Consider the following 22,605-nt stretch of genomic DNA (forward strand, 5'->3'; position numbering starts at 1 on the left):
GCGAGGGTGGTCAGGCTCGGTCCGACCTCTGGTCAGCATACGGTCAAGGCGTGCTGACCAGTGTCGTCACCCCTCCTTGACCGGGGTCAGCCGGGCCGCCGCCGGAGCCGGCGCCGTGGACCGCCGGACCACGAGTTCCGGCCGGTAAAGCAGCTCCGTGCGGGACGCGCGGACACCGCGGATCTCGTCCAGGACGGTGCTCACCGCCGCCATCGACATCTCCCGCACCGACTGCCGGATGGTGGTCAGCGGCGGGTCGAGGTAGGCGGTCAGGAGCGAGTCGTCCATCCCGGTCACCGACACGTCCTCGGGCACCTGGAGCCCGCGCGCCCGCGCCGCCCGGATCGCGCCGAGCGCCATGATGTCGTTGCCGCCGCAGATCGCCGTGCAGCCGGCGTCGAGCAGCTCGGCCGCCGCCGCCTGCCCGCCCTCGACCGTGTACATCGTGTTGACGATCAGCCCGTCGACCTCGTCGGGGGTGAGGTCGGTGTGCGCGGCCATCCCGCGGCGGAACCCCTCGGTCTTGCGCCGCGTCGGCACGTACACGTCCTGGCCGATCGCGAGCCCGATCCGCCGGTGGCCCATTGCGGCCAGGTGCGCGACGATCGCCTCCAGCGACGCCACGTCGTCGTTGGAGATGAACGGCGCGGCGATGTCGGGCCGGTACCCGTTCACCAGGACGATCGGGAGCGCCTGCTCCAGCAGCCGCGCGTACCGGGCCCGGTCGGAGTTGGCGTTGGCGTGCAGGCCGTTGACGAAGATGATCCCCGCGACGCCGCGCTCCAGCAGCATCTCGATGTAGTCGTCCTCGGCGACGCCGCCGGGCGCCTGCGAGCACAGCACCGCCATGTACCCGTGCCGCGCGAGCGCGCTCTCGATGACCTCGGCGAACGCCGGGAAGATCGGGTTGGTCAGCTCCGGGATGATCAGCCCGATCAGCCCGGCGCGCTGCTGGCGCAGCCGGGCCGGGCGCTCGTAGCCGAGCACGTCCAGGGCGGTCAGCACCGCCTGGCGCGTGGTCGGGGACACGCCCGGCTTGCCGTTGAGCACCCGGCTCACGGTCGCCTCGCTGACCCCGGCGTGCGCCGCGATGTCCGCCAGGCGCGTCGTCATGGGTTTCAAACTATCTCCTCGGCTTCCCACCACAGAGCCGTGTCCGGGGGCAGCTCCAGGTGGCCGCCCTCCGTCTGGACCGGTCCGCTCGCGAGGAGCGGTGTCCCGCGCAGGGGCATGCGGGCCGCGCGGCCGCCCGTGTTGACCGCGCACGCGAGCCGCCTCCCCCCGTTCTCCCGGACGAAGACAAGTGTGCCGGGTGGACCCGCCTCCCAGCGCAGTTCGCCGTCGCCGAGCGCAGGGTGCTCGCGGCGCAGGCGCAGCGCCTCGCGGTAGAGCGCCAGCGTGGAGCCGGGGTCGGCGTCCTGCGCGGCCACGGTCAGGTCGCGCCACGCGGCGGGGATCGGCAGCCAGGACGCGGCGCCCGCGCCGAAGCCGAACGGGGGCTCCTCGCCCTCCCAGGGCAGCGGGACGCGGCAGCCGTCCCGCCCGGCGCCCTCGCCGCGCAGCCGCTGCGGGTCCTGCTGGAACTCCGCCGGCAGGTCGAGCACCTCCGGCAGGCCCAGCTCCTCGCCCTGGTAGACGTAGGCCGAGCCGGGCAGCGCGAGCGTCAGCAGCGCCGCCGCGCGGGCGCGCCGCAGCCCCGCCGCACCGCCGCCGTACCGGGTGACGTGCCGTTTCACGTCGTGGTTGGACAGCACCCAGGTCGCGGGGGCGCCGACCTCGCCCGCGGTGGAGAGGGACTCCTCGATCACCTCGCGCAGCCCGCCCGCGTCCCAGGGCGCGGTCAGGTAGTGGAAGTTGAACGCCTGGTGCAGCTCGTCCGGGCGGGTGTAGCGGGCGAGCCGCCGCGGAGTCGGCGCCCACGCCTCGGCGACGGCGATCCGCTCGCCGTCGTAGGAGTCGAGCAGGCGCCGCCACGCGCGGTGGATGTCGTGGACGGGGTCCTGATCGAAGTACGGCAGGACGGCCGTGCCGAGCATCTCGACCTGGCTCGGGTGGCCGACGTCGGGCAGCCCCGGGGCCTTGGCCATGCCGTGGGCGACGTCGACGCGGAAGCCGTCCACGCCGAGGTCGAGCCAGAACCTCAGGATGTCCGCGAACTCGGCGTGGACCTCGGGGTTCTCCCAGTCCAGGTCGGGCTGCTCGGGCGCGAACAGGTGCAGGTACCACTGGCCGTCCGGCAGCCGGGTCCAGGCGGGGCCGCCGAACACCGACTCCCAGTCGTTGGGGGGCCGGGCGCCGTCCGGGCCGCGGCCGTCCCGGAAGATGTAGCGGGCCCGCTCGGGGGAGCCGGGCGGCGCGGCGAGCGCGGCCCGGAACCAGGCGTGCTCGCCGGAGGTGTGGTTCGGCACGACGTCCACGATGATCCGCAGGCCGTGGGCGTGCGCGTCCGCGATCAGGCCGCGGGCGTCGTCGAGCGTGCCGAACAGCGGGTCGACGTCGCGGTAGTCGGCCACGTCGTAGCCGAAGTCGGCCATCGGGGAGACGTAGAACGGGGTCAGCCACAGCGCGTCCACGCCGAGGCCGGCCAGGTAGGGCAGGCGGGACCGGATGCCGGGCAGGTCGCCGACTCCGTCGCCGTTCGAGTCGGCGAAGCTGCGCACGTACACCTGGTAGATGACGGTGTCGTGCCACCAGCGGGTGCGCGCCTCCTCGTGGGAGGCGTGGACGAGCAGGGTGTCCTGGGTCATGAACATCCTTCGAGATCGGGTCGGGAGCTACTTGACGCCGCCGGCGGTGAGCCCGGCGACGATCCGGCGCTGGAAGACCAGCACGAGGGCGATGAGCGGGACGGTCACGATCACCCCGGCCGCCATCTGGGTGCCGAACGGCTGGTCGAACCCGGAGACGCCGGTGAACTTGGAGATCGCGACCGTGGCGGTCTGCATCTCCTTCTTGTTGACCATGGACAGCGCGATGAGGAACTCGTTCCACGCGGCGATGAAGGTGAGGATCGCCGTGGTGAACACTCCGGGCGCCGCCAGCGGGACGATGATCTTGCGGAACGCCTGGCCGCGGGTGCAGCCGTCCACCATCGCCGCCTGCTCCAGCTCGAACGGCAGCTGCCGGAAGAACGCGGTGAGCAGCCACACCGACAGCGGCAGCGCGAACCCGAGGCTGGGCAGCACCATCGCCTGGTAGGTGTTGATCCACTTGATGTCGGTGAAGAGTTTCAGCAAGGGGACGAGCTGCGAGATTCCGGGGAACATCGTGGTCGCGATGATCAGCCCGAGCACCGCGTTCTTGAACCGGAAGTTCAGCCGGGCCAGCGCGTAGGCGGTGAACGTGCCGATCAGCAGCGTCAGCACGGTGGTGGCGCCCGCCACGACGACGCTGTTCAGCAGCGCCCGCCCGAACCCGTTGCCGCCGGAGAAGACCGCGGAGAAGTTCTCCCACGACCACCGGGCGGGGACGATCGAGTTGTCGAACTGGTCCTGCGGGCGGCGGAACGCCGAGACCGTCATCCAGTAGAACGGCGCGAGGCAGTAGACGGTCACCGCGGCGAAGCCGAGATAGGACAGCAGCCGTTTCGCCTGCGTCATGACGCCGCCTTCCTGCGCTTCGACTGCTGGCGGGCCTCGCCGATGATGTCCGCGCCGAGCAGCTTCACGAACAGGTAGGCGATCAGCGCGATGTAGAGGAACAGGATGGTCGCGTACGCCGCCGCCGACCCGTACCGCAGGTTGGACGCCTCGAACCAGGCGATCATCGTCAGCGTCTCCACCGACTTCTGGTTGACGCCGATCAGCACGGCGGGCAGGTCGAACATGCGCAGGACGTCCAGCATGCGGAACAGCACGGCGACCAGCAGAGCGGGCTTCACCAGCGGCAGCGTGATGCGGAAAAACTGCTGGACGGGCCCGGCGCCGTCCACCCGGGCCGCCTCGTAGACGTCCCGGGGGATCATCTGCAGCCCGGCGAGGACGAGCAGCCCGATGAACGGCGAGGTCTTCCACACCTCGGCGACGACGATGGCGATCTTGGCGGCGAAGCCGTCGGCGGTCCACAGGATCTGCCGGCCGAGCACGGCGTTCGCGGCGCCGTCCGCCTGGAAGATCCACCGCCACAGCAGGCCGGAGATCGCGGTCGGGATCGCCCACGGGACGAGGATGCCGGCCCGCACGATCGCCCGCCCGCGGAACGCCTGGTGCATGATCAGCGCCATCGCGACGCCGATCAGCGTCTCCAGCACCACCGTCGTCAGCGTGAAGAACGTGGTGTTGGAGAAGGCGTTCCAGAACGCGTCGGCGCGGTCGCCCTGGAAGATCGCGGTGTAGTTGTCCAGGCCGACGAACCGGTCGCCCTCGACGACGAACCCCTGCGCGTCCAGGCCCTCGCCGCGCGCGTACAGCGACTCGCGGAACCCGGCGAGGACGGGGTAGCCGATGACCAGCGCGAGCACGAGCAGGGTGGGGGACAGCAGCAGCGCGGCGAGGCGCTTTGTCCCCTGCACGTCGCGCCCCCGCCCGCGGGGCGCGCCCGCCGCGGAGGTGCCCGCGGCGGGCGGCGTCTCGGTCGAGGTCATGCTCACTGCGCGGTCAGCGGCTGGAGCTTGGCCTGCAGGTCCGACAGGGCCTGGTCGACGGGCTTCTTGCCGGTCACCGCGTCGTACATCTCGCCCTGGATCGCGGCGGTCACGTCGCCGTACTTGATCGCGACCGGGCGCGGCTTGGCGTTCGCGATGGCCTGCTTCAGGACGGGCAGGTACGGGAACTTCTTCACCATCTCCGGGTCGTCGTACAGCGCCGCGACCGTCGGGGCCTGCGAGGTGGCGAGCAGGTTGGCGCGCTGCGACTGCTCACCGGTCAGGTACCGGATGAAGTCCAGCGAGGTCGCCTTGTTCTCGGCGAACGCCGAGATCGCGAGGTTGTGCCCGCCGAGGTTGGCGACGCCGGGGCCGTCCGGGCCCGGCAGCGGCGCGACCGCGAACTTGCCCGCGACCTTGGACGAGCCGTCCTCGGAGTTGGCGAGCGCGTACTGGTAGGGCCACTGCCGCTGGAAGACGAGCCTGCCGGACTGGAAGTAGCGGCGCCCGCCCTCGGTGTCGAGGGTGACGGCCTCCTTCGGCATGTGCTCCTTCTTGGCCTTCACGAGGAACTCGACGCCCTCCTTGGCCTGCGGGGTGCTCAGCGCCGGCTTGCCGTCCGCGCCGATGATGGAGCCGCCGGCGCTGCCGATCGCCTCGACGGCGCTGATCGTCAGGCTCTCGGTCTTGTTGACCTCGGTGAAGAAGCAGTCGATGTCCTTCGCCTCGGGCAGCTTCCCGACCTTCTCGCAGGCGTCCCACATCTCGTCGTAGGTCTTCGGCGGCGCGGAGATCCCGGCCTTGTCGAGGAGGTCCTTGCGGTAGTAGAGCATCCCGGCGTCGGACGTGGACGGCACCGCGTACAGCCGGTCGCGGTACTGCCCGGTGGTGATCGTGGCGGGCAGCATCGCGGACAGGTCGATCTTGTCCTTGGGCAGCTCGGCGAGCCACCGGTTGGCGGCGAACTCGGCGGTCCACACGACGTCGAGGTTCAGGACCGAGTACGCGTCCGACTTGGTCGTGGCGTTCTGGATCATCTGCTGGCGCTGGTCGTTGGGCTCGTCCGGCAGCTCGATGATGCGGACCTGCTCCTTCGCGTGCCCGGCGTTCCAGCCGTCGACCTGCTTCTGCAGGTGGCCGGAGCGGTCCTTGCCGGTGACGAAGGTGATGGGGCCGCGGCCGTCCAGCGCCGCCGCGCCCTCGCCGCCCGCGGTGCCGCCGCCGTCATCGCCGCCGCAGGCGGAGAGCGAGAGCGCGACGGCGGCGCAGACGACCGTGGCGCCGATCAGGGGGATGCGCCGCATGTGTCCTCCTTCGCGGGACGGACCCTCGCCGGGGCCGCCGCCCCGCAGGTCCGTTCTGGGGGTGACTGGACCGGGACGTTAGCAACGCGTTCCAGTCTCGTAAACCGCTTGCAGAAACTTTCTGCAAGTCTGTGGCCGATCTGTAACCGGCTTACAGTCGCCCGACAATCCGCTCGACGCGCCCGCGGGCCCTGCGCGAGGCTGCCTCCGTGACGAATCCCGACCATGAAGCCGCCCTGGACCTCGTCCGGGACCACACGATCCTGTCGGTGGTGACGGGGTCGCGAGCCTACGGGCTGGCGACCGATGCGAGCGACGTCGACCGGCGCGGCGTCTACGCCGCCCCGGCCCCGCTGTTCTGGCGTTTCACCAAGCCGCCGACCCACGTGGACGGCCCGCTGCCCGAGCAGTTCTCATGGGAGCTGGAGCGGTTCTGCGAGCTCGCGCTCGGCGCGAACCCGACCGTCCTGGAGTGCCTGTGGTCGCCGATCGTGGAACGCGTGACACCGGTCGGCGAGGAGCTGCTGGCCGTCCGCCCGGCCTTTCTGTCCCGGCACGCGCACCGCACGTTCCTCCGCTACGCCGAGTCCCAGTTCCGCAAGCTGGAAGGCGACTTGCGCAACGGCGGCGAGCCGCGCTGGAAGCACGTCATGCACATGCTGCGGCTGCTGGTGAGCGGCCTGCACCTCGTCCGGCACGGCGAGCCGCGCGTGGACGTCGGCGACCTCCGCGACCGCCTCCTCGCCGTCCGCCGCGGCGAGGTCGGCTGGGACGAGATCGAGACCTGGCGCACCTCCCTGACCACCGACCTGGACCAGGCCCTGTCCCGCAGCCCCCTCCCATCCGACCCCGACCGCGCGGCGGTCGAGGACCTGCTGATCTCCATCCGCCGCAGGAGCGTGACCTGATGAGACTCCCCGCGGGAATGCTCGACCGCCTCGCCGCAGACCACCCGTACCCGCGCGTGTTCCTCACCGTCAGCGGCGCGCACCTGTACGGCTTCCCGTCCGAGGACTCCGACATCGACCTGCGCGGCGTCCACCTGCTGCCGCTGGAGGAGATCGTCGGCCTGGAGAAGGGCGAGGAGACGGTCACCCTGATGTGGGACCACGACGGCGTGGAGGCCGACGCGGTCACCCACGACGTGGCGAAGTTCTGCGCGCTGCTGCTGCGGCGCAACGGCTACGTCCTGGAACAGGTGATGTCGCCGCTGGTCGTGGCCACGTCGCAGCTGCACGCCGAGCTGAAGGAGCTCGTGCCGGGGCTCCTCACGTCCAACCACGCACACCACTACCTGGGGTTCGCGCGGTCGCAGTGGACGCTGTTCGAGAAGTCGCGCGAGCTGAAGCCGCTGCTCTACACGTTCCGGGTGCTGCTGACCGGCGTCCACCTGATGCGGACCGGTGAGGTCGAGGCGGATCTGACGCGCCTCACCGGCGGCGGCCCGGCCTACCTGCCGGAGCTGATCGAGGCCAAGCGCGCCGCCGAGCACGGTGCCCTTCCGGCGGACGCTCCCGGCGCGGCCCGGCTGCGGGACGACGTCCGCGCGCTCACGGCGCGGCTGGAGGACGAGCGGCAGCGCAGTGGCCTGCCGGAGTTCCCCGAGGGCCGCCGTGCCCTGCACGACTTGGTGGTCCGTGCGCGCCTAGGGTGAACCCTGCGGTGCCTCCCCTGCGTGCCACCGGTTGTACGGACCGTTTGGACGCAACCACCCGGATACGTCTTCACGTACCAGTCAGCACGTACCAGGTGATCGCGGACCGAGGAAGGGGAGCGATGCGCGAGCAGGGCATCGACCAGAAGGACATCGCGGAGGCGGATCTGCGGACCAGGCGCGGCGTGTTCCGCGCCGTCGCGTTCCGGGACCCGGTCGACGGGCACGAGCACATGGCGCTGGTGCGCGGCGACGTCCGGGGGTGCGGGGACGTGCTCGTCCGGATGCACTCCGAGTGCATGACCGGCGACATCTTCGGCGCGACCCGCTGCGAGTGCGGGGACCAGCTCGGCGCGGCGCTGGACGCGATCGTCCGCGAGGGCGCCGGCGTCCTGGTCTACCTGCGCGGGCACGAGGGGCGCGGGATCGGCCTCGTCGCGAAGGTGCGCACCCACATCCTGCAGGACGACCAGGGCCTCGACACCGTCGACTCGGCCACCGCCATCGGGCTGCCGGTGGACGTCCGCGACTACGGCCCCGCCGCCCGGATCCTGCGGCACCTCGGCGTCCGGTCGGTGCGGCTGATGTCGAACAACCCGGACAAGGTCAGCGCGCTGGAGTCCTACGGGGTCGCCGTGCCGGTGCGGGTGCCGCTGCTCGTCCCGGTGAGCGACGACAACGTCCGCTACCTCACCGCCAAGCGCGACCGCCTCGGCCACGACCTGCCCCAGCTGGACGGTGCCGCGGTCCTCGGTGAGGCCTCGGTCGGCGAGGTGCGCTGATGGCGCGGCCTGTCACGCTGACGCGGCCCCTGACGCGGCCGCGGGCGCGCCCCCTGACGCGGCCGGTGCCGGTGCCGCGGGCGCCCGTCCCGGCGCCGCGCCGCCTGCGGGCGACCCGCGGGCCCGAGCTCGGTCTCGCGGTGGCGGCGCAGCTCGCGCTGCTGGCGGTGCTTCGCCCCGGCCACGCGGGCCTGGCCGTGGGCGTCGGATACGCGCTGGCGTCGTGGGCGGTCCTCAACCGGGCCTTCCGCGGGCGGCGGGCGCTCGGGCCGGCCGATCACGTGACGCTGGCCCGGGTCGTGCTGACCGGCGGCGCGGCGGCGCTCGTCGCGGGGCATCTGGCCGGTGCCGGGCACACCGCCGCGCTGGTCGCGGTCGCGTCGGCCGCGCTCGTCCTGGACGGCGTGGACGGGCAGGTCGCCCGGCGCACCGGCACCGCGTCCCGGCTCGGCGCCCGGTTCGACATGGAGACCGACGCCTTCCTGGTGCTGGTGCTGAGCGTGGAGGTCGCATGGTCGGCCGGGGCGTGGGTACTCGCGATCGGCGCCATGCGGTACGCGTTCGGCGCGGCGGCCTGGGCGGCGCCGTGGCTGCGCGCCGACCTGCGGCCGAGCGTCGCGCGCAAGGGCGTCGCGGTGGTGCAGGGCGTGGTGCTGGTCGTCGCCGCGTCCGGGACCGTCCCGTACGCGGGCCCGCTGGTCGCGGCGGCGCTCGCGCTGCTGGTGTGGTCGTTCGGGCGGGACGTGCTGCGGCTGTACGCGCGGCGCGACCGGCCGGTGGAGACGAGTCGGGGGAGGGGCACGGATGGAGCGCGACGCGCGCGCCTTCTGGATCCGGTCACCAGGTGAGGGCGAGATCCGCGACGCGGTCCTGCCCGAGCCGGGACCGGGCGAGGTGGTCGTCCGGACGCTGTACTCGGGCGTGAGCCGGGGGACGGAGGCGATCGTGTTCCGCGGCGGCGTCCCGCCGAACCAGCACGCGATCATGCGGGCGCCGTTCCAGGACGGCGCGTTCCCCGGCCCGGTCAAGTACGGCTACCTGAACGTCGGCGTGGTCGAGCACGGGCCGCCGGAGCTGGCCGGCCGCACGGTGTTCTGCCTGTACCCGCACCAGACCCGGTACGTCGTCCCGGCGGGCGCGGTCAGCGTGGTCCCGGACGGCGTGCCACCGGAACGCGCCGTCCTCGCCGGGACGGTCGAGACCGCCGTGAACGCCCTCTGGGACGCGGCGCCCCTGGTCGGCGACCGCATCGCCGTGGTCGGCGCCGGGATGGTCGGCTGCTCGGTCGCCGCGGTCCTCGCCGGGTTCCCCGGGGCCCGCGTGCAGCTGGTCGACACCGACCCGTCCCGCGCGGCCGTCGCGGAGGCGCTCGGCGTGGAGTTCGCGCCGCCCGACCGGGCGCTCGGCGGCTGCGACCTGGTCGTCCACGCGAGCGCGACCGAGGCGGGCCTGGCCCGGTCGCTGGAGCTGCTCGCGCCGGAGGGGGAGGTCGTCGAGCTGAGCTGGTACGGCGACCGGCGGGTCGCCCTGCCGCTCGGCGAGTTCTTCCACTCGCGGCGGCTGGCCATCCGGGGCAGCCAGGTCGGCGCGGTGCCGCCGTCCCGCCGGGCGGGCCGGACCTTCGCCGACCGGCTCGCGCTGGCGCTGCGGCTGCTCGCGAACCCCGCGTTCGACGCGCTGATCACCGGGGAGACTCCGTTCACCGGGCTGCCGGACGTCATGCCGCGGCTCGCCGCCGGCGAGATCCCGGCCCTGTGCCACCGCATCGCCTACTGAACCCCACACGAGGAGGACGCTCTTGTTCGGTATCACCGTCCGCGACCACGTCATGATCGCGCACAGCTTCCGCGGCGAGGTCTTCGGACCGGCGCAGCGGCTGCACGGCGCCACGTACGTGGTGGACGCGACGTTCCGCCGGGCCGGCCTCGACCCGGACGGGCTCGTCGTCGACATCGGGCTCGCCACCCGCGAGCTGGGCGAGGTCCTGGGCGGGCTGAACTACCGCAACCTGGACGACGAGCCGGAGTTCGCCGGCGTCAACACCTCCACCGAGTTCCTCGCCAAGGTCATCGCCGACCGGCTCGCCGACAGGGTCCGCGCGGGCGCGCTGGGGGAGAACGCGCGCGGCCTGTCCGGCCTCACGGTGACGCTGCACGAGTCGCACGTCGCCTGGGCCAGTTACGAGCGCGACCTGTGACCGCGCCCGAGATCTGCGCCGTCGTCCCCGGCGACATCGACGACGCCGGCGTCCCGAGCGGCGGCAACCGCTACGACCGGCGGCTGTGCGACGAGCTGGCGGCGTTGGGGCGTCCCGTCCGGGAGGTGGCGGTGCCCGGTGCGTGGCCGCGGCCGGGCCGGGCGGCGCGCGACGGCCTCGCCCGCTCCCTCGCCGCGCTGCCGGACGGCGCCGTCGTCCTGCTGGACGGCCTGGTCGCGTGCGGGGTCCCGGACATCGTCGTCCCGGAGGCGGGGCGGCTGCGGCTCGCGGTCCTCGTCCACCTCCTGCTGGCGGACGAGCCCGGGCAGGCCGACCTGAACGCCGGCGAGCGGGAGGTCCTGGAGTCGGCCGGGGCGGTCGTCGCGACCAGCCCGTGGGCCAAGGACCACCTCATCGCCCACCACGGGCTCGACCCGTCCCGCGTCCACGCCGTCGTCCCGGGCACCGACCCGGCGCCGCTCGCGTCCGGCACCGACGGCGCGACCCGGCTGCTGTGCGTGGCGTCGGTGACCCCGCGCAAGGGGCACGACGTCCTCGTGGAGGCGCTGTCCGGCCTCGCGCACCTGCCGTGGCACTGCGCGTGCGCGGGCCCGCTCGGCCGCGACCCCGACCATGTGACGCGCGTGCGCCGGCTGATCGGCCGGCACGGCCTCGGCGGCCGCGTCGACCTGGAGGGCCCGCTGACCGGCAAGCGGCTGGACGACGCCTACGCCACCGCCGACGTGCTCGTCCTCCCGTCCCGCGCCGAGACGTTCGGGATGGTGGTGACCGAGGCGCTCGCGCGCGGTGTCCCCGTCGTCGCGTCGTCGGTGGACGGCGTCCCCGACGCGCTCGGCTGGGACCCGACCGGCGCCGTCCCCGGCCTGCTCGTCCCGCCGGACGATCCCGGCGCGCTCGCCGCGGCGCTGCGCCGCTGGCTCGTCGAACCCGACCTGCGGGGGCGGCTGCGCGCCGCCGCCCGGCTGCGCCGCGGCACGCTGCCCGGCTGGGACGACACGGCGCGCCGCATGGCGACCGTCCTGTCCAAGCTCCGGAGGGAGGCGCGATGAGCTTCGATCCCGGTTGGCTGGCGCTGCGGGAGGGCGCCGACGCCGCCGCCCGCGCCGCCGACCTGCTCGATCCGCTCCGGGCCGCGCTGCCGCCGGACGAGCCGCTGGTCATCTGGGACCTCGGCTGCGGCACCGGCTCGCTCGGCCGCTGGCTGTCGGGGCGGCTGCGCGGCCCGCAGCACTGGATCCTGCACGACCGCGACCCCGAACTGCTCGACCGGGCCCGCGCCAACGCCTACGTCACCGCCGACGGGCTGCCCGCCACGATCGAGACCCGCGCCGGCGACCTCGGCGCACTGCGCGCGGCCGACCTGGTCGGCGCGTCGCTCGTCGTCGCGTCCGCGCTGCTGGACGTGCTCACCGCCGCCGAGATGGAGACGGTCGCCGCGGCGACCGGCTGCCCGGCGCTGCTCACCCTGTCGGTCGTCGGCCGCGTCCGGGTCTGCCCGGCCGAGCCGCTGGACGCCGAGTTCGCCGCCGCGTTCGACGCGCACCAGCGCCGCGGCGGCCTCCTCGGGCCGGCCGCCGTCACCGCCGCCACCGGGGCGTTCGGGCGGCGCGGCGCGACCGTCGTGACGCGTCCGAGCCCGTGGCGGCTCGGCCCCGGCCAGGCCGCGCTGACCGCCGCATGGCTGCGCGGCTGGGTCGGCGCCGCCGTCGAGCAGCGACCGGAACTCGCGGCCTTCGCCGACGACTACCTGGGCCGCCGCCTCGCCGACTGCGCCGCGGGCCGGCTCACCGTCGACGTCCACCACGTGGACCTGCTCGCCGTACCTGGAAGGACATCATGAAGAAGCTCTGGCCCTGGGGGCGCCTGGCCACGGGCCTGGGGATCCTCGGGGCGCTGCTGTGGTGGCACAGCACGGACGCCTTCGTGACGGCGTTCCACTCGATCGACGCCGAATCCATCGTCCTCGCCCTCGCCATCGGGCTCGTGACCACGGTGCTCAGCGCGGCCCGCTGGTGGCTGGTCGCCCGGCGGCTCGGCCTGCACCTGCCCTTGGGCGGCGCCGTCACGGACTACTACCGGTCCCAGTTCCTCAACGCGGTCCTTCCCGCCGGGGTCCTCGGGGACGTTCACCGGGCGGTGAGCCACGGCCGGCGGTCCGGTGACGTCGCCCGCGGGGTGCGGGCCGTGTTCCTCGAACGGACCGCCGGACAGGGCGTCGCCGTCGTCGCCGGGATCGCCGCCCTGTTCGCCTACCCGGCGCTGCTGTCGGCGATGGCGCCCGCACTGGTCGCGGTAGCGGCCGTTCTGGTCCTGCTGCTGGTCCTGGGCCGCTGGAAGCATCCCGCCCTGGCGTCCGCGTTCACCGACCTGCGTGCCGCCGCGCGCGCCTGGCCCGGCATCGCGGGGCTGTCCGCCGCGGCGCTGCTGGGGCATCTGGCGCTGTTCGTCGTCGCGGCCCGCCTGGCCGGCGCGACGGCACCGGTCGCCCAGCTCGCTCCGCTGCTGCTGCTCGCCCTGCTGGCGATGGTGCTGCCGGTCAACGTCGGCGGCTGGGGGCCGCGGGAGGCCGTCCTCGCGCTGGCGTTCGGCGCCGCCGGGCTCGGCTCAGCGCAGGGCCTGACCGTCTCCGTCGTGTACGGGGTGCTGAGCTTCGTCGCGTGCCTGCCCGGCGCCGCCGCCCTGCTGCGCAAGCACAGCGAGGACGTCCCCGAACGCCGCGACCAGGCTCCGCAGCGCGTCCCGGCCCTTGCCGGCGCCGGCCAGTGAGGGACGCCCGATGACGCCCGACTCCGTGTAGGCCGCCATCCCCGTCGTCAGCAGGTGCCGCCGGTCGTCGGCGAGGTGATCGGCGGTGCCGTACCCGTCCCGGACCAGCTCGGGATGGGCGTGCAGCAGGATCGACGTCTCCAGCTCCCCGGCGTGCATGTCGCCGTCCCCGGACGTCTCGACGCCCGCCGCCCTCCTGGCCGCCTCCCACGCGTCGAAACCGGGGAAGAGCGCCATGTCGCCGTGCGCCTCCTGCACGACGTTGCCGAGCACGTAGTTGCCGCCGTGCCCGTTGACCAGGACGAGCTTCGGCACCCCGGCCCTGCGCAGTGACCCCGCGACGTCCCGCACCACCGCGTGCAGGGTCGCCGCCGAGATGCTCACGGTCCCCGGCCAGCCGGCGTGCTCGTGCGAGCACGAGATCGTCACGGGCGGGAGCGTCCGCACCGCGTACGCCTTCGCGATCTCCGCCGCGAGCGTGCACGCGATCACCGTGTCGGTCGCGAGCGGCAGGAACGGCCCGTGCTGCTCGAAGCTGCCCACCGGCAGCACCGCCACGGGGACGTCCGGGACCTCGGCGCTCGTCTGCATCGGCAACATGCCCCAACTCTGCCGCAATTCCGCCGCGACTCCGCCTCGGCTCTGCCCCGTCCACCGGGCGCCGGGGCGGGCTCAGCCGCCGAGCAGCTCCCGGACGAGCCCGCCGACCTGCTCGGTCTCGGTGAGGAACCCGTCGTGGCCGGACGGCGACTCGATCACCCGCAGCCGGTCCGCGTGCGGGATGCCGGCCGCCAGCTCCGCCTGCTGGGGCAGCGGGTAGAGCCGGTCGGAGTCGACCCCCGCCACCAGCGTCCGCGCCGTCACCCGGCGCAGCGCGGCGGCCGTGCCGCCCCGTCCCCGGCCGGCGTCGTGGCCGTTCATCGACTCGGTGAGCACGACGTAGCTGCCCGCGTCGAAGCGTCCGACGAGCTTGCCGGCGTGGTGGTCGAGGTAGGACTCCACCTCGTAGCGCCCGGACCGCCGGGGGTCCTCGCCGCCCTGCGGGCGGCGGCCGAAGCGGTCCTGCAGCTCAGGTTCGCTGCGGTAGGTGATGTGGGCGATCCGGCGGGCGATGCCGAGCCCGGTGTGCGGGCCCGCCCCGTCCCCGGCGTCGTGGTAGTCGCCGCCGCGCCAGCCCGGATCCGACCGGATGGCGTGCAGCTGCGCGCCCGCCCACGCGATCTGGTCGGCGCTCGCCGCCGCCGTCGTGGCGAGCAGGAGCAGCGACCCGGTGCGCTCGGGATGCGCCACCGCCCATTCCAGGGCGCGCATCCCGCCCATCGACCCGCCGGTGACCAGCGCCCAGCGGCCGATGCCCAGCGCGTCCGCCAGCAGCGCCTCGGCGGCGACCATGTCGCGCTGCGTCAGGTGCGGGAACGAACCGCCCCAGGTCCGCCCGTCCGGGCGCCGCGAGGACGGCCCGGTGCTGCCCTGGCAGCCGCCCAGCACGTTGGGGGCGACGATGAACCAGCGGTCGGTGTCCAGCGGGCGGCCCGGCCCGACCAGCCCGTCCCACCAGCCGGGCGTCGGATGCCCCGGCCCGATCGGCCCGGCGACGTGGCTGTCGCCGGTGAGGGCGTGCAGCACCAGCACCGCGTTGGACGCGTCCGGGGCGAGCCGGCCCCAGGTCTCGTACGCGAGCCGCACCCCGGGCAGCGTGCCGCCGGCCTCCAGCGGCAGCGGCCGGTCCAGGGTGGCCCACTGCCGTCGTCCGGGCGGGTCCCCCTCCCGCCAGGCTCCGGAGGCCGGCGGGAGGGAGACCGGTGCGGTCTCGGCGTCGGTGCTCAGGACGCGCCCTTCGCCGCGCGGAAGCCGGCCTCCAGATCGGCCTTGAGGTCGGTGACGCTCTCGATGCCGATGCACAGCCGCACCAGGCCGGGGGAGACGCCGGCGGCGGCCAGCTCGGCCTCGTTGAGCTGGCTGTGCGTGGTGGACGCCGGGTGGATGATCAGGCTGCGCACGTCCCCGATGTTGGCCAGGTGGCTGAACAGCTCGACGCCCTCCACGAACCGCCGTCCCGCCTCGATGCCGTCGCGCAGCTCGAAGGTGAACACCGCGCCCGCGCCCTGCGGCATGTACCGCTGCGCGGCCGCGTGCCACGGGCTGGACGCCAGCCCCGGGTAGTGGACGGCCGACACCGCCTCGTGCCGCTCCAGCCACTCGGCCAGCTCCTGCGCACTGGCCGACTGCCGCTCCATCCGCAGGCTGAGCGTCTCCACGCCCTGCAGCAGCAGGAACGCCGAGTGCGGCGCGAGGGCCGGGCCGAGGTCGCGCAGCAGCTGCACGCGCAGCTTGATCCCGAAGGCGCCGGGGCCGAGCGCCGGCCAGTACTGGAGGCCGTTGTAGCTCGGGTCGGGCTCGGTGAAGTCGGGGAAGCGATCGGGGTGCGCGCCGAAGTCGAACGTCCCGCCGTCCACGACCACGCCCGCGATCGTGGTGCCGTGGCCGCCGATGAACTTGGTCGCCGAGTGCACCACGATGTCGGCGCCGTGCTCGATCGGCCGCACCAGGTACGGGGTCGCGATCGTGTTGTCCACGATCAGCGGCACGCCCGCCGCGTGCGCGGCGTCGGCGACGCCCTGGATGTCCAGGACGTTGCCGCGCGGGTTGCCGATGCTCTCGGCGAACAGCGCCTTGGTGTTCGGCCGGATCGCGGCGCGCCAGGCGTCCAGGTCGTCGGCGTCCTCGATGAAGGACACCTCGATGCCGAACTTCGGCAGGGTGTGCCGGAACAGGTTGTAGGTGCCGCCGTAGATGGTGGAGCTGGAGACGATGTGGTCGCCCGCGCGCGCCAGGTTCCAGATCGCCATCGACTCCGCGGCCTGCCCGGAGGCCACCGCCACCGCGCCGACACCGCCCTCCAGCGCGGCGATGCGCTTCTCGAACGCGTCCTGCGTCGGGTTCATGATGCGGGTGTAGATGTTGCCGCTCTCGGCGAGCGAGAACAGGTTCGCGGCGTGCTCGGTGTCGCGGAAGACGAACGAGGTCGTCTGGTAGATCGGCACCGCCCGCGCGCCGGTGGTGGGGTCGGGCGCGCTGCCGGCGTGCACCTGCTTGGTCTCGAAGGACCAGCCGGCCTCGGCGGACGTGGCGGGGTCGGCGTGCTCACTCATGGCTCTCCTTGGACTGGACGAGGGCAAGGGGACTGGCTCGTGCGGGTCCGGCGCCATCACGGCGGTGCGGGACGCGGTGGGTGCGAGCGGATGGGCGCCGGGGGCGCGCGCCGCAGGCGGTGCGGTGCGGGTGCGCGCCGGGGCTCGCGGGACGGCGCCGGGCGGGGCGGCGGCGTCAGTGCGTCGCGCGGCAACAGGCGCAGCTGGTGACGCGCCCGTAGTCGACATGGCGGCGTGCCACGAGCATGGGCATCTGCGTAGTTTACCCTGGTCAGCGTGACGTTGTTGAGTAACCTGCGTCACAGCTGGACCGGGTCCGCTCAGGCGGGCACGAGTTCGTCGTCGCGGTCCGCGGCGTCCGGGTGGTCCGCGGCGTCCGGGTGGTGCGCGGCGTCCGGGTGGTGCGCGCCTTCGCGATCACCGTGCGCGGCGCGGGAGCCGGCCGCCGGCCGGGCGGCCCGCGCCGCCTCGCCGGACCGTCCGGGCGCGGGGAGCGCGGTGGGCGCGACGGCCTCGGGCACGGCCGCGCCGCCGGGGCCGCGCCGCAGCCGCCCGGCCGCCGCGACGAGCGCCATGGCGCCGGCCAGCAGCACGGCGGCGACGATCCCGTCCGTCCAGTAGTGGTTGGCCGTCACGACCACCACGAGCACCGTCACCGGCGCGTGCAGCGCGACCGCCCACCGCCACCGGCTCCGCGACACCCGCAGCACCGCGACCGCCACGAGGACCGCCCACCCGATGTGCAGCGACGGCATCGCCGCGTACTGGTTCGCGATCCCGTCCGCCGCCGCCGGGTACGCCGACGGCCCCACGGTCAGCATGGTGTCGACGGCGCCGATCCCGGCCAGCCGCGGCGGCGCCAGCGGGAAGAGCATGTGCACCGCCAGCCCGGCCGCCGTCAGGACCACCAGTTCGTTCCGCACCCTGGCGTAGGACTGCCGGTGCCGCACGTAGAGCCAGATCAGCAGCAGCGCCGTCCCCGGAAAATGGACGCCGACGTAGTACACGTTCGCCAGGAACGCGGTGTGCTCCCATCCGAGCGCCCAGTGCTGGAACGCGACCTCGCTCGGCAGCCACGGCTGCTCGAACCCCCACAGCCACGCGGCGTTCGACATGGCCTGGCCGGGCCCCTGCTCGACGAGCGTCCGCCCCCACTTGTAGAACGCGAACAGGACCACCAGGAGGCCTGCCTCGATCAGCAGCGGCCGCGCTCTGCTCCCCAGCACTCCCCGTGCCGCCGCCGTGCTCGCCATGGTGCCCCTCTCCCCGTGCCGGTGTTCCCCGTCCAATCACAACCTTCGCGTCCGACACTTCGGCGGGCACTGGGCCCAACTCCATGAAAACTGGAGGGAAGGCCCATCCCCGGGGGTGGAGTTAACCCCACCCCTCCCGTAGATTCCGCAGCGTGATCACCGGCGAATGGCTCAACCCGCCCGCCGCCCTCGCGCAGGACGGCTCCGCGCTCCTCGTCACCGCGGTGAAGGGCGGCGACTTCTGGCGGACGACGTCCTACGGCTACGACCGCGACAGCGGCCACGCCCTGCTGTCGCCCTTCGGGCCCGAGGCCGGGATCGAGGTCTCGTTCCTCGCCGACTACGACCACCAGTTCGACCAGGCGGGCGTCCTCGTGCGCCTGGACGAGAGGACGTGGATCAAGGCGGGCGTCGAATACTGCGACGGCGCCCTCCAACTGGGCGCGGTGGTGACCGGCGGAGTCTCCGACTGGTCCTCGGCTCCCGTCCCGTGGCGGGGCCGCGAGGTGACCCTCCGGGCGAGCCGCTCGGGCGACGCCGTCACCGTCCGGGCCCGCGCGGGCGGCGATCCCTGGCAGATGATCCGCCTGGCGCCGTTCCCGCCCGGCGTCGAGGCCGCGGCCGGGCCCTACTGCTGCGCCCCGGAGCGCGCGGGCCTCACCGTCCGGTTCACCCGGGTGACCGCGGGCCCGCCCGACGAGGCCCTGCACCCGTAGGCACCCAAGCGCTTACTTGGTAGGCTCCCGCGGACAACCGCGGGAGGGATGGCACATGACGGTCGCGCCGCTGATCGAGGAACGCGCCGGATGCGGCCGGGGAGCGCGGCTGGCCGCGCGGTTCATGCGCCGCGCCGTCCGGCCGCTCGTCGAGCGGGCCCCGTGGACCCCGTTCACGCTGCGCTTCGTCCCGCTGATCGACCTGGCCGCGGCCCTCCTCGTGCCGCCGCGCGGCACCAGGGTCGCGAAGGTGACGGGCCTCGGCTGCGGCGCCGAATGGGTGCGCGGCCCCGGCGTCCCGACCGGCTCCCGCCGGGTGATCCTCTACTTCCACGGCGGCGGCTTCGTCGCCTGCGGCCTGCGCACCCACCGCCGCATGATCGCCCGCATCTCGCAGGCCGCCGGCATGCCCGTCCTGTCGGTCGCCTACCGGATGCAGCCGCGCGTCCCGATCCAGACCTCCATCGACGACTGCGTCGGCGCCTACCGCTGGCTCCTCAGGACCTACGACGCGGACGACATCGTGATCGCCGGCGACTCCGCGGGCGGCTACCTGTCGTTCATGGCCCCGCTCCACGCCCTCCGCGCCGGCCTGCCCCGCCCCGCCGGCATCGCCGCCCTGTCGCCCTTCGCCGACCTGGACCTCGCCCCCAAGATCGCCCACGCCAACGCCGCCCTCGACCCCTTCATCCCGGCGCACCGCCTGCGGGACCTGGTGCGCACCTGCTTCCCCGGCGCCGAGCCGACCGACCCGTGGCTCTCACCGGTGCACGCCGACCTCGCCGGCCTGCCGCCCGTCCTCATCCAGGCGGGCGCGATCGAGGTCCTGCTCGCCGACGCCGGACTGATGGCCGAACGCCTCGGCGCCGCCGGCGTCCCCTGCACCCTGCAGATCTGGGAGGGCCAGGTCCACGTCTTCCAGGTCTTCGCCGACATCTCCCGCGAGGGCCTGGTCGCCATCAAGGAGATAGGCGCCTTCGCCCGCCGCGTCACGAACGCGGGCACCCCGCAGAAGGCCGCCTAGCGCAATCCCTGCCGGACGCCTCCCCGTGTCGCCCGCCGTGGTGGATGATTGACCGGTTCCGCAGACGGCGAAAGGACCGCGGCATCGCCATGACCGACCACGACAAGGGGCCGAGGAAGCCCGCCTCCGGCCGGGGCTGCCTGGGCTGCCTCGGTGTGGCGGTGCTGCTGGCCGCCATCGCCTTCGGACCGTCCTCGATCATCGCGGCCGCCGCCGGCGACTCCAAGGGCCCGGTCCTGCCGCTCATCTGGGCGGTCCCGGTGACGGTGGCCGCGTTCGTCGTGGCGGAACTGCTCGTCCGGCGGCTGGCCGAGCGCGCCGGGACCGGCGACGAGGGCCGGACGCCGCTCGGCCCCTGGTGGATGCGGCTCGCGTGCCTGCCGATCTTCCTGGTACACGGCCTCCTGGCCGCCGGGGCATCCGACTGGCCCGGCTCGATCACCACGGTCCTCGCCGCCGTCCTGGGCGTCCTGCTGGCCGTGACCTCCCTGCTGGTCGCGTGGACGGGCCGCCTCCCGATCATGCTCACCTGCGTCGCCGCCTTCGCGGCCTGGGCGGCCGCCGCCCTGACCACGGGCCCGGGCTACACGGCCCTGACGGGCGGAGCCCTGATCGCCGTCCTCCTCGCAGCAGGCTGGCTCCAGGAGAGGACCACCCGCTCCCGCCCGGCCACATGAGCCCCGCCACTGAAGGCGAAGCCGCCGCAACTTGCGGTCTTTGGGACATTTCGTGCCCTGTCCTTGAAAGTGCGCATGCGACCCTCCAAAGGGGGACGAATGCCGGGGAGGCCCAATGAAGGCGCTGCTGAACTCGCTGAACGAGGACGAGAAGGCCCTGGTCCGGGAGACGGCGACGACCGAACTCACCCGCCTGGACGAGGACGATCTCGCGGACCTGCACACGCGGATCCGCCGGGCCCGCGACAAGTACAGCAAGCTCTACCGGCGCACCGCGAGCTCGCGGGTCGAGGAGCACGGCGGACGCGGCAAGGCCCGTCCGAAGAACCTGCGCAACGCCCAGAAGGCCGAGGTGTTCGAGGACGCTCTGGCCCGCGTGAGCTGGTACCTGGCCAGGGCGGCGAGGCACGCCGCGGCCGAGTTGAAGGCCCGGCGCATCGCCGCCGCGAACCCGTCCCGCCGGCGGCCGCGAGGACCCGGCGCCCCGGAACCGGAGCCGCTGGCGGCCCAGACCACGGCCCGCCGCCGCCCGACGAGCGCCGACGCGGCCCTGAACCGCCGTCACGCCGCCACCCGCGCCAAGGGTGCCCGCCGCCAGGCGCGCAGCGACGCCCGCTGACCGCGCGTCCGGCAGCTGAGCACGCCCGGGGGAGGGCTTGGCCGTAAGAGGACGCGGATCGCCGCGCCGGAACAGGTGCGTCGCATATCCCCGCGTTGCGATGATCAGGTCCGGACGCCGTTTCCGGGAATGCGTATGCGGCACCTGGACCGGCCCTCGCACCTGGAGCAGGCATGCGCAACGCGGTCATCACCGGCAGCACGCGGGGAATCGGTTTCGCGCTCGCGCGTGAACTGGTCGGGCGCGGGCATTCCGTGGTCGTCTCCGGCCGTAACCGGGAGGCGGTGGACGAGGCCGGAGAACGGCTGCGCAAGGACGCGTCCGGGGACGCCGCCGTCCATGGGAAGACCGCGGACGTCACCGATATCGCGCAGGTCGAGGGCCTGTGGGACGCCGCGGTGGAATTGCTCGGCGGGGTCGACCTGTGGATCAACAACGCCGGTGTCGCCCACACGACTCGTCCCATCGCCGAGACCACGGCCGACGAGGTCCGCGCGATGGTCACCACGAACATGCTCGGCACCGTGTACGGCGCCCAGGTCGCGGTCCGCGGCATGCGCGCCGAGGGCGGCGGCCAGGTCTTCAACGTCCTCGGCGGCGGCAGCGATGGCCGCATCCGGCCCGGCATGGGCGTCTACTCGGCCACCAAGCGCGGCCTGGACTCCTTCACCCGCGCGCTGGTCAAGGAGGTCGCCGGCACCGGCGTGCGGGTCGGGCAGGTCAGCCCCGGCATGCTCATCACCGAGGGATGGCTCCGGGAGGCCGCCGCCGCACCGGAGCAGGTGGCGGACCAGCGCAAGATCCTCAACATCCTCTGCGACCACGTCGACGACGTCGCGCCCTACCTGGTCGACAGGATGCTGGCCAGTACCAAGAACGGCGACGCCATCGCCTGGCTCACCACCGCCCGCATGACCCGCAAATTCCTCACGCTGCGCAAGCGCGACGTCCTCACCCGTTACGGCCTGTAAAAGCGGGCTCGGGATATTCGATCGTGCCTTGATCAAGCTCGCGCTAATCTGCGGCGATGATTCGCAGCCGCATTGTGGTTTCGCTGGTGGTGTTAGGGCTGGTCGCCGGATGTGCCGAGGAGAGGCCGGACGATACCGCCGCCTCCGCCGGTGCCGACGCCATGACGGAGAGCGGGCCGCCTGCCCCGAGCGGAGGCGCCGCCGTCGGATCGCAGGAGCCCGCGGACGTGCAGTCCGCCTGGTGGAGCTGGGCCGCCGGCTCGCCGTCGGGGCGCAACCCCGTCGAGGACGCCACGGGGGAGTTCTGCGCGGTCGATCAGCCGTCCGACCTCTGGTTCCTGGCCGGGACGTTCGGCGGGTCCGTGACGCGTCGCTGCGACGTCCCGGTGGGCCGCACGCTCGTCGCGCCGGTCGTCAACCAGCGCGGTTCCGAAGGGCTCTGCGCGTACTTCATGGAGACCGCGACCGGGACCCTGACCGTGGACGGAAAAGAGGCGGCCCTCAAGCGGTGGCCGGCCGTGCCCATCACGATCACCGGGGTCGCCGGCAATCCGGCCAGCGACGAGGGAACGGTCCGGGCCTACGGATGCGGCCTCTGGGGCGTGATCCCGCCGCTGACACCCGGGCCGCACAAGGTCGCCATCCGCGGAAGCAGCGGAGATTTCCGCACCTCGGCGAACTACGAACTGACCGTGACCTCCGAGCCGCGGCAGCAGAAGACACAAACGCCATTCGTAGCGGCGGCGTAAACGCACGGGCAACCCCGCTGGAGGGCGGGTAGGGGTTAGTACTCCAGTTGTAGATCGCGATCTTCATGCTTGAGTGGCTTGTCGGTGGTAGTGGCTGGCCTGGGATCGGGCCTGGTGACGGCGTCGCCAGTGGGACCA

Annotated in this window: 24 protein-coding genes and 1 pseudogene; 15 read left to right on the forward strand and 10 right to left on the reverse strand. The window is 73.7% G+C overall.

Going from position 1 to position 22,605, the window contains the following annotated elements:
• Positions 1-66: 66 nt before the first annotated feature.
• Genes ABZ806_RS19080 through ABZ806_RS19100 form a run of 5 tightly spaced genes read right to left on the reverse strand, consistent with a single transcriptional unit; the run spans position 67 to position 5,886 of the window.
• The gene (locus ABZ806_RS19080; protein WP_500218634.1) at positions 67-1,113 is read right to left on the reverse strand and encodes a LacI family DNA-binding transcriptional regulator; all 1,047 of its coding nucleotides are present in this window, start codon (positions 1,111-1,113) and stop codon (positions 67-69) included.
• Between the two features lie 5 nt (positions 1,114-1,118).
• The gene (locus ABZ806_RS19085) at positions 1,119-2,747 is read right to left on the reverse strand and encodes a glycoside hydrolase family 13 protein (protein ID WP_500218635.1); all 1,629 of its coding nucleotides are present in this window, start codon (positions 2,745-2,747) and stop codon (positions 1,119-1,121) included.
• Positions 2,748-2,774: 27 nt separating this feature from the next.
• Positions 2,775-3,599, reverse strand: a complete 825-nt coding sequence (locus tag ABZ806_RS19090; protein ID WP_500218636.1) for a carbohydrate ABC transporter permease — start codon at positions 3,597-3,599, stop codon at positions 2,775-2,777.
• Complete coding sequence (locus tag ABZ806_RS19095) at positions 3,596-4,582, reverse strand: carbohydrate ABC transporter permease (protein WP_500218637.1); 987 nt, start codon at positions 4,580-4,582, stop codon at positions 3,596-3,598. The genes ABZ806_RS19090 and ABZ806_RS19095 overlap by 4 nt, the downstream gene beginning before the upstream one ends.
• Positions 4,583-4,584: 2 nt before the next feature.
• Positions 4,585-5,886 carry an ABC transporter substrate-binding protein gene (locus ABZ806_RS19100; RefSeq protein WP_500218638.1) on the reverse strand — a complete coding sequence of 434 codons (1,302 nt, stop codon included), beginning with the start codon at positions 5,884-5,886 and terminating at the stop codon, positions 4,585-4,587.
• Between the two features lie 209 nt (positions 5,887-6,095).
• Here ABZ806_RS19100 and ABZ806_RS19105 point away from each other — a divergent pair, with 209 nt between their 5' ends.
• The 9 genes and pseudogenes from ABZ806_RS19105 to ABZ806_RS19145 form a co-directional block, all read left to right on the forward strand.
• Positions 6,096-6,794, forward strand: coding sequence for a nucleotidyltransferase domain-containing protein (locus ABZ806_RS19105; protein ID WP_500218639.1), 699 nt, complete (start codon positions 6,096-6,098; stop codon positions 6,792-6,794).
• Positions 6,794-7,540, forward strand: coding sequence for a nucleotidyltransferase domain-containing protein (locus ABZ806_RS19110; RefSeq protein WP_500218640.1), 747 nt, complete (start codon positions 6,794-6,796; stop codon positions 7,538-7,540). Before ABZ806_RS19105 ends, ABZ806_RS19110 begins: the two co-directional genes overlap by 1 nt.
• Positions 7,541-7,662: 122 nt before the next feature.
• Positions 7,663-8,322 carry a GTP cyclohydrolase II gene (gene ribA, locus ABZ806_RS19115; protein WP_500218641.1) on the forward strand — a complete coding sequence of 220 codons (660 nt, stop codon included), beginning with the start codon at positions 7,663-7,665 and terminating at the stop codon, positions 8,320-8,322.
• Positions 8,322-9,170 carry a CDP-alcohol phosphatidyltransferase family protein gene (locus tag ABZ806_RS19120; protein ID WP_500218642.1) on the forward strand — a complete coding sequence of 283 codons (849 nt, stop codon included), beginning with the start codon at positions 8,322-8,324 and terminating at the stop codon, positions 9,168-9,170. Before ribA ends, ABZ806_RS19120 begins: the two co-directional genes overlap by 1 nt.
• Positions 9,127-10,098, forward strand: coding sequence for a zinc-dependent alcohol dehydrogenase (locus ABZ806_RS19125; RefSeq protein WP_500218643.1), 972 nt, complete (start codon positions 9,127-9,129; stop codon positions 10,096-10,098). Before ABZ806_RS19120 ends, ABZ806_RS19125 begins: the two co-directional genes overlap by 44 nt.
• 22 nt (positions 10,099-10,120) lie before the next feature.
• Positions 10,121-10,519 carry a 6-pyruvoyl trahydropterin synthase family protein gene (locus tag ABZ806_RS19130; RefSeq protein WP_500218644.1) on the forward strand — a complete coding sequence of 133 codons (399 nt, stop codon included), beginning with the start codon at positions 10,121-10,123 and terminating at the stop codon, positions 10,517-10,519.
• A complete protein-coding gene (locus ABZ806_RS19135) occupies positions 10,516-11,589 on the forward strand; it encodes a glycosyltransferase family 4 protein (protein ID WP_500218645.1) in 1,074 nt (357 codons plus the stop codon). The genes ABZ806_RS19130 and ABZ806_RS19135 overlap by 4 nt, the downstream gene beginning before the upstream one ends.
• A complete protein-coding gene (locus tag ABZ806_RS19140) occupies positions 11,586-12,380 on the forward strand; it encodes a class I SAM-dependent methyltransferase (RefSeq protein ID WP_500218646.1) in 795 nt (264 codons plus the stop codon). The genes ABZ806_RS19135 and ABZ806_RS19140 overlap by 4 nt, the downstream gene beginning before the upstream one ends.
• A pseudogene (locus tag ABZ806_RS19145) lies at positions 12,377-13,141 on the forward strand (lysylphosphatidylglycerol synthase transmembrane domain-containing protein); the annotation flags it as partial. The gene ABZ806_RS19140 and the pseudogene ABZ806_RS19145, both read left to right, overlap by 4 nt.
• 3 nt (positions 13,142-13,144) lie before the next feature.
• Here the strand turns inward: ABZ806_RS19145 and ABZ806_RS19150 are convergent.
• The 5 genes from ABZ806_RS19150 to ABZ806_RS19170 all read right to left on the reverse strand — a co-directional run bounded on the left by ABZ806_RS19150 (position 13,145) and on the right by ABZ806_RS19170 (position 17,711).
• Positions 13,145-13,906, reverse strand: coding sequence for a creatininase family protein (locus ABZ806_RS19150; protein ID WP_500218647.1), 762 nt, complete (start codon positions 13,904-13,906; stop codon positions 13,145-13,147).
• A gap of 72 nt (positions 13,907-13,978) precedes the next feature.
• Positions 13,979-15,133, reverse strand: a complete 1,155-nt coding sequence (metX, locus tag ABZ806_RS19155; RefSeq protein ID WP_500218659.1) for a homoserine O-acetyltransferase MetX — start codon at positions 15,131-15,133, stop codon at positions 13,979-13,981.
• Positions 15,130-16,458, reverse strand: coding sequence for a bifunctional o-acetylhomoserine/o-acetylserine sulfhydrylase (locus ABZ806_RS19160; RefSeq protein ID WP_500218648.1), 1,329 nt, complete (start codon positions 16,456-16,458; stop codon positions 15,130-15,132). The genes metX and ABZ806_RS19160 overlap by 4 nt, the downstream gene beginning before the upstream one ends.
• A gap of 175 nt (positions 16,459-16,633) precedes the next feature.
• Entirely contained in the window at positions 16,634-16,711 is a 78-nt protein-coding gene (locus ABZ806_RS19165; protein WP_500218660.1) for a putative leader peptide, read from the reverse strand.
• Positions 16,712-16,778: 67 nt separating this feature from the next.
• A complete protein-coding gene (locus ABZ806_RS19170) occupies positions 16,779-17,711 on the reverse strand; it encodes a phosphatase PAP2 family protein (RefSeq protein WP_500218649.1) in 933 nt (310 codons plus the stop codon).
• A gap of 152 nt (positions 17,712-17,863) precedes the next feature.
• Here ABZ806_RS19170 and ABZ806_RS19175 point away from each other — a divergent pair, with 152 nt between their 5' ends.
• The 6 genes from ABZ806_RS19175 to ABZ806_RS19200 all read left to right on the forward strand — a co-directional run bounded on the left by ABZ806_RS19175 (position 17,864) and on the right by ABZ806_RS19200 (position 22,467).
• A complete protein-coding gene (locus tag ABZ806_RS19175; RefSeq protein WP_500218650.1) occupies positions 17,864-18,427 on the forward strand; it encodes a DUF1349 domain-containing protein in 564 nt (187 codons plus the stop codon).
• A gap of 55 nt (positions 18,428-18,482) precedes the next feature.
• Positions 18,483-19,451, forward strand: a complete 969-nt coding sequence (locus ABZ806_RS19180; RefSeq protein WP_500218651.1) for an alpha/beta hydrolase — start codon at positions 18,483-18,485, stop codon at positions 19,449-19,451.
• Between the two features lie 89 nt (positions 19,452-19,540).
• The gene (locus ABZ806_RS19185) at positions 19,541-20,128 is read left to right on the forward strand and encodes a hypothetical protein (protein ID WP_500218652.1); all 588 of its coding nucleotides are present in this window, start codon (positions 19,541-19,543) and stop codon (positions 20,126-20,128) included.
• Between the two features lie 115 nt (positions 20,129-20,243).
• On the forward strand, positions 20,244-20,747 hold the full coding sequence (locus tag ABZ806_RS19190) for a hypothetical protein (protein WP_500218653.1): 504 nt from the start codon (positions 20,244-20,246) through the stop codon (positions 20,745-20,747).
• Positions 20,748-20,920: 173 nt separating this feature from the next.
• Positions 20,921-21,718 (forward strand): SDR family oxidoreductase, encoded by a 798-nt coding sequence (locus ABZ806_RS19195; RefSeq protein ID WP_500218654.1) that lies wholly within the window; start codon positions 20,921-20,923, stop codon positions 21,716-21,718.
• Positions 21,719-21,774: 56 nt separating this feature from the next.
• Entirely contained in the window at positions 21,775-22,467 is a 693-nt protein-coding gene (locus ABZ806_RS19200) for a signal protein (RefSeq protein WP_500218655.1), read from the forward strand.
• Positions 22,468-22,605 lie beyond the last annotated feature (138 nt).

This window comes from Spirillospora sp. NPDC047418 (genome assembly GCF_040643275.1).
In the GTDB taxonomy this organism is placed as follows: domain Bacteria; phylum Actinomycetota; class Actinomycetes; order Streptosporangiales; family Streptosporangiaceae; genus Spirillospora.

Coding starts and splice junctions, on each gene's coding strand:
- ABZ806_RS19080 (WP_500218634.1), bottom strand. CDS start 1,113: ATGACGACGCGCCTGGCGGACATCGCGGCGCACGCCGGGGTCAGCGAG.
- ABZ806_RS19085 (WP_500218635.1), bottom strand. CDS start 2,747: ATGACCCAGGACACCCTGCTCGTCCACGCCTCCCACGAGGAGGCGCGC.
- ABZ806_RS19090 (WP_500218636.1), bottom strand. CDS start 3,599: ATGACGCAGGCGAAACGGCTGCTGTCCTATCTCGGCTTCGCCGCGGTG.
- ABZ806_RS19095 (WP_500218637.1), bottom strand. CDS start 4,582: ATGACCTCGACCGAGACGCCGCCCGCCGCGGGCACCTCCGCGGCGGGC.
- ABZ806_RS19100 (WP_500218638.1), bottom strand. CDS start 5,886: ATGCGGCGCATCCCCCTGATCGGCGCCACGGTCGTCTGCGCCGCCGTC.
- ABZ806_RS19110 (WP_500218640.1), top strand. CDS start 6,794: ATGAGACTCCCCGCGGGAATGCTCGACCGCCTCGCCGCAGACCACCCG.
- ribA (WP_500218641.1), top strand. CDS start 7,663: ATGCGCGAGCAGGGCATCGACCAGAAGGACATCGCGGAGGCGGATCTG.
- ABZ806_RS19120 (WP_500218642.1), top strand. CDS start 8,322: ATGGCGCGGCCTGTCACGCTGACGCGGCCCCTGACGCGGCCGCGGGCG.
- ABZ806_RS19125 (WP_500218643.1), top strand. CDS start 9,127: ATGGAGCGCGACGCGCGCGCCTTCTGGATCCGGTCACCAGGTGAGGGC.
- ABZ806_RS19140 (WP_500218646.1), top strand. CDS start 11,586: ATGAGCTTCGATCCCGGTTGGCTGGCGCTGCGGGAGGGCGCCGACGCC.
- ABZ806_RS19150 (WP_500218647.1), bottom strand. CDS start 13,906: ATGTTGCCGATGCAGACGAGCGCCGAGGTCCCGGACGTCCCCGTGGCG.
- ABZ806_RS19160 (WP_500218648.1), bottom strand. CDS start 16,458: ATGAGTGAGCACGCCGACCCCGCCACGTCCGCCGAGGCCGGCTGGTCC.
- ABZ806_RS19165 (WP_500218660.1), bottom strand. CDS start 16,711: ATGCCCATGCTCGTGGCACGCCGCCATGTCGACTACGGGCGCGTCACC.
- ABZ806_RS19170 (WP_500218649.1), bottom strand. CDS start 17,711: ATGGCGAGCACGGCGGCGGCACGGGGAGTGCTGGGGAGCAGAGCGCGG.
- ABZ806_RS19180 (WP_500218651.1), top strand. CDS start 18,483: ATGACGGTCGCGCCGCTGATCGAGGAACGCGCCGGATGCGGCCGGGGA.
- ABZ806_RS19185 (WP_500218652.1), top strand. CDS start 19,541: ATGACCGACCACGACAAGGGGCCGAGGAAGCCCGCCTCCGGCCGGGGC.
- ABZ806_RS19190 (WP_500218653.1), top strand. CDS start 20,244: ATGAAGGCGCTGCTGAACTCGCTGAACGAGGACGAGAAGGCCCTGGTC.
- ABZ806_RS19195 (WP_500218654.1), top strand. CDS start 20,921: ATGCGCAACGCGGTCATCACCGGCAGCACGCGGGGAATCGGTTTCGCG.
- ABZ806_RS19200 (WP_500218655.1), top strand. CDS start 21,775: ATGATTCGCAGCCGCATTGTGGTTTCGCTGGTGGTGTTAGGGCTGGTC.